Annotated in this window: 5 protein-coding genes; 3 read left to right on the top strand and 2 right to left on the bottom strand. The window is 62.2% G+C overall.

Features of this window, described 5'->3' with window-relative positions; all coding sequences use genetic code 11:
* The coding region (locus AC5JJ6_RS02970) for an amino acid permease (protein ID WP_496040619.1) at window positions 1–1087 on the top strand (1087 nt) is incomplete at its 5' end.
* A 79-nt stretch (window positions 1088–1166) separates the two neighbouring features.
* Window positions 1167–1733, top strand: a complete 567-nt coding sequence (locus tag AC5JJ6_RS02965; RefSeq protein WP_496040618.1) for a histidine phosphatase family protein — start codon at window positions 1167–1169, stop codon at window positions 1731–1733.
* Window positions 1734–2160: 427 nt separating this feature from the next.
* Here the strand turns inward: AC5JJ6_RS02965 and AC5JJ6_RS02960 are convergent, their stop codons facing one another.
* Window positions 2161–2358: a hypothetical protein gene (locus tag AC5JJ6_RS02960; RefSeq protein WP_496040617.1), complete on the bottom strand. Its 198-nt coding sequence runs from the start codon at window positions 2356–2358 to the stop codon at window positions 2161–2163.
* 53 nt (window positions 2359–2411) lie between these two features.
* On the bottom strand, window positions 2412–2756 hold the full coding sequence (locus tag AC5JJ6_RS02955) for a hypothetical protein (protein ID WP_496040616.1): 345 nt from the start codon (window positions 2754–2756) through the stop codon (window positions 2412–2414).
* Window positions 2757–2931: 175 nt separating this feature from the next.
* Between AC5JJ6_RS02955 and AC5JJ6_RS02950 the strand changes: the two genes are divergently transcribed.
* Entirely contained in the window at window positions 2932–3759 is an 828-nt protein-coding gene (locus AC5JJ6_RS02950) for an NAD-dependent epimerase/dehydratase family protein (RefSeq protein WP_496040615.1), read from the top strand.
* The last annotated feature ends 121 nt before the right edge of the window (window positions 3760–3880 follow it).

Raw genomic sequence — 3880 nt, 5'->3', positions numbered from 1 at the left:
CGGCGCGATCTTCGGCACCCCGGCGGAGATGGCTCCGGTGTGGTGGCTGGTCTGCTACGTGATCTTCGTCGGGCTGAACTACTGGGGCGTCGAACTCAGCTTCAAGTTCACGCTGGTCATCACCTTCATCGCCCTGGCAATCCTGATCGTCTTCTTCGTCGGCGCCATCAGCCATTTCGACTTCGCCGCCAATGCCCTCAACATCGAGCCTGGACCAGGCGGCAGTGCCTTCCTTCCCTTCGGCCTCGCCGGGATCACCGCAGCGCTCCCCTTCGCGATCTGGTTCTTCCTGGCGATCGAGCAGCTCCCGCTGGCCGCGGAGGAAGCGCACGATCCCAAGCGCGACATGCCGCGCGGGCTTCTGCTGGGCCTCCTCACGCTGATCGCCCTTGCCTTCCTGACGCTGTTCCTGTCGGCCGGCATCGCACCGGGAGCGAAGGAGGTCGGTAGCTCGACCGAACCGCTGTTCCTTGGTTTCCAGACGATCTTCGGCGACGGCATCGGCGTCAAGGTGCTCGCCATGATCGCGGCGGCGGGCCTGATCGCCAGCTTCCACGCGATCATCTACGCCTATGGCCGCAACATCTACAGCCTTGCCCGCGCCGGCTATTTCCCGAAATGGCTGTCGGTGACCCATGGCGAGCGGAAGACCCCGCACGTGGCCCTGTTCGCCGGAGCCACGCTTGGCTTCGTGGTGGCGCTGGCGATGCAGTATTCCGGCAGCAAGCTGGTCGGGGCGGCGCTGCTCAACATGGCCGTGTTCGGGGCGATGATCAGCTACATCATGCAGCTCATGTCGTTCATTCTGCTGCGCTCCAAGCTGCCGCACATCGAGCGCCCCTTCGTCAGTCCGCTGGGAGTTCCCGGTGCCGTCCTGGCGCTGGTCATCGCCATCGTGACGCTGATCTCGCTGTTCCTCAACCCGGAGTACCGGCCCGGCGTCTGGGGCTGCGCCATCTGGTTCCTGGTCGGCATCGCGTATTTCGGCCTCTATGGCCGTCATCATCTGGTGAAGTCGCCGGAAGAAGCCTTCGCCATCGGCCACCGCTCCAAGAGCGGAGCCACGGCGCCCGGCTTGGCCGATTAGCCCTGCTGGCCCGGCTGGATTGACGATGTCCGCGATCTACCTGAACAAGGGTCATCCCCGGTTCAGGTAGATCGCCTCAATGCTCGGATCGCTTCCCAGACTTCTCCTCATCGCCGTGATCCTGTCTGTCGCCGCTCCGGTGCGGGCCGACGAGGCAGCGGCCTGGGCGGCCCTGCGGGAGGGCGGCAAGATCCTCCTGATGCGTCACGCGACGACCAATCCGGGGGTCGGCGATCCGCCGGGCTTCCGCCTGGACGACTGTTCGACCCAGCGTGTCTTGTCCGGTGCGGGGCGCGATCAGGCGAAGTCCATCGGTGCCGCCTTGCGGCAGAACGGCATGAAGGCCGGCCGGATACTGACCAGCGCATGGTGCCGTTGCGTCGATACGGCGCAACTGATGGATCTCGGGCCGGTGGAAGTTTTCGAACCGTTGAACTCGTTCTTCGGGCAAAGCGCCGAAGCTGGGCGGCAAACCGAGTCGGTGAGGAAACTGATCGCGGACTGGAAAGGTCCGGGGACCCTCGTGCTGGTGACCCATCAGGTCAACGTGACAGCCCTGACCGACATCTTTCCGTCGTCAGGGGAAATGGTGATAATGGATCCGAACGGCCGATCCGTAGGACGTATCTCTGCCAATTTTCGTTGAGGGTATATACTAAAGGCTATGGGCCTAGTGCCTCTGTACAGGCTTGCCCATTCTTCAACGATCTGGCAGAAAAAAGGCCGCTTCGAAAGCGGCCTGAGTCTAGGGAGGAAACGCCCAACAAGGGCGATGCAGCAATCGCTTGCTGCAATGCAAAAATTAACGATTGCGCGGTTCGATGCAATACCGAACCGACGGATAGTCAGGCGAAATACCCAGTTTCTCGTTCCGATGTTGCATTGTTGCCACGCTGTTTGAGCGATGGTGACGATCAAGCCTACTGCCGTACCGCGGACAGAGACGATACCGGCGCCTGAAGACACCTTTCCGAACCGGTCCTGCCGGCCATCCCGACGGCGGAACGCCCCGGCGCTTTTGACTCGATCATCTGATCTCCTGAAACGCACGGCTAGATAGCCGGCGCGGCGACTCAGGGTGCGCGCTTGGGGGGAAAGCCGGATGGCGGGACTTCCCGTTCCTCGATCTCACCCGCCGCTTCCTGCCCGTCGCCGGACGGCTCCGGGACGCCACCCGGCGCATAGGGCGGCATGGCGTCGTCATTGGGATGGCGGGGCGAAACCGGACGCTCATCCGGTTTTCTGACATCCTTGTTCTGTTCTTCGGCCATTACCGGTCTCCTTGCTGGTTATGGAAGCAACAAGGGCGTACCGGTCAAAAGGTTCAGCCCGAATATGCGTGGATCAGGAAGCGCGTGGCGAAGAACATGGCGATACCGAGCAGCACGGAGATCATCAGCAGCATGGGCACGCTCAATCCGGCCCTGACCGGCGCAGGAGGCCCGGCCTCTTCGAAGATGACGGTTGCGACGGTGCGGTTCGATGCAGGATCGGTAAAGCTCTGCTCGACTTTCACTTTTTGAAATTTTCCGGTTCCCAGAGCGCCTTTCGCTTCCGTCAGCGCCTTGTCCAGGCCATCGCTGGTGCAGGCGACGCTCCATTTGTCGCGTTTGCGTACGGAAACCTGATACGTCAGCCGCCTTTTCGCCGGTGCGGGAATCGATGTCATGGACCAACCTCAATTTGTGCATTGATAGAATACAATGATAATCTTAATTATCCTTTCGGTTTGATCCCTATCCGCTGAGCTTTCTTCCATTGCGTCGTAGCGCCTGACATCGCGGTGCCTATGATGCCGCGACCCCGCGTGCGCTGGCCCAGTTCGAAACAAGCCGAGAGGACCGATGGCTGACGCTACCCTGATCGTCGGACGCAACAGCCTGCTTGCCAGGGCCTTCCGGGATCATGGCGGCGTGGCGGACTGCCGTTTCGTCGGGCATGACGAACTGGATCGGCCCGACCTGCTGAACGGCGTCGGGCGCATCGTCAATTTCGCCTTCCATCCGGATCTGCGGAACGGCCCGTACCGGGCGGATCTGGACATCGATCTGCGCCTGGGACGTGCGGCGGCGGAGCGTGGGCTGCGCTACGTCATGATCAGCACCCGCAAGGTCTATGCGCCCGATCATGCCTTCGGCGCGTCGGAGATGTCGCCGCTGGGGCCTGTCGATGCCTATGGCCGCAACAAGCTGACGATCGAGCGTCTGCTGTCCAACCTGCTGGGTGACAGGCTGACGGTCCTGCGGATCGGCAACGTCGTCGGTTACGACCGCCAATCGTCCCGCCCCAGTTTCATGAGCATGCTGCTCGGGCGCCTTGCCGAAGAGGGCAGGGTGGTCCTCGACGTCAGTCCATTCGTCCAGCGCGACTTCCTGCCGATAGAACAGGTCGCCGCCGCAATCAGGTCTGTCCTGAACCACGACTTCGCCGGCGTCTTCAACATCGGCTCGGGTGCTTCGGTCGAAGTGGGGCGTCTGGCGCTTTGGGTGATCGAAGGGTTCGGGCGCGGCGAGCTCGTCATTTCGTCTCCCCGAGTCCATGATGAATTCGTGCTCGACATTCGGAGGCTGCGGGCTGCTACCGACTGGTACTGGCCGGCCGGCGCCCTTCCGGAATACTGCCGGAGCCTCGGGCGGCGCCTGAACAAAGCCGAAACAGCAGGTGGTCACTGAATCCGCCATGCGGCGTGGCTTCTCGAAGACTCAAGCGATCGCCGACAGTGCCCTATGAAGAAGGTAATATGTGATCGTTTGGGCACACTGTGCGCTCAAAGGAGCGCATGCTTGTCGGCGT

This window comes from Skermanella sp., assembly GCF_059503625.1.
This window is presented reverse-complemented; position numbering and strand designations above follow the sequence as displayed.

What these genes read in the sequence shown, in the direction of transcription:
- AC5JJ6_RS02955 (WP_496040616.1), bottom strand. Translation starts at nt 2,756, where the DNA reads ATGACATCGATTCCCGCACCGGCGAAAAGGCGGCTGACGTATCAGGTT.
- AC5JJ6_RS02965 (WP_496040618.1), top strand. Translation starts at nt 1,167, where the DNA reads ATGCTCGGATCGCTTCCCAGACTTCTCCTCATCGCCGTGATCCTGTCT.
- AC5JJ6_RS02960 (WP_496040617.1), bottom strand. Translation starts at nt 2,358, where the DNA reads ATGGCCGAAGAACAGAACAAGGATGTCAGAAAACCGGATGAGCGTCCG.
- AC5JJ6_RS02950 (WP_496040615.1), top strand. Translation starts at nt 2,932, where the DNA reads ATGGCTGACGCTACCCTGATCGTCGGACGCAACAGCCTGCTTGCCAGG.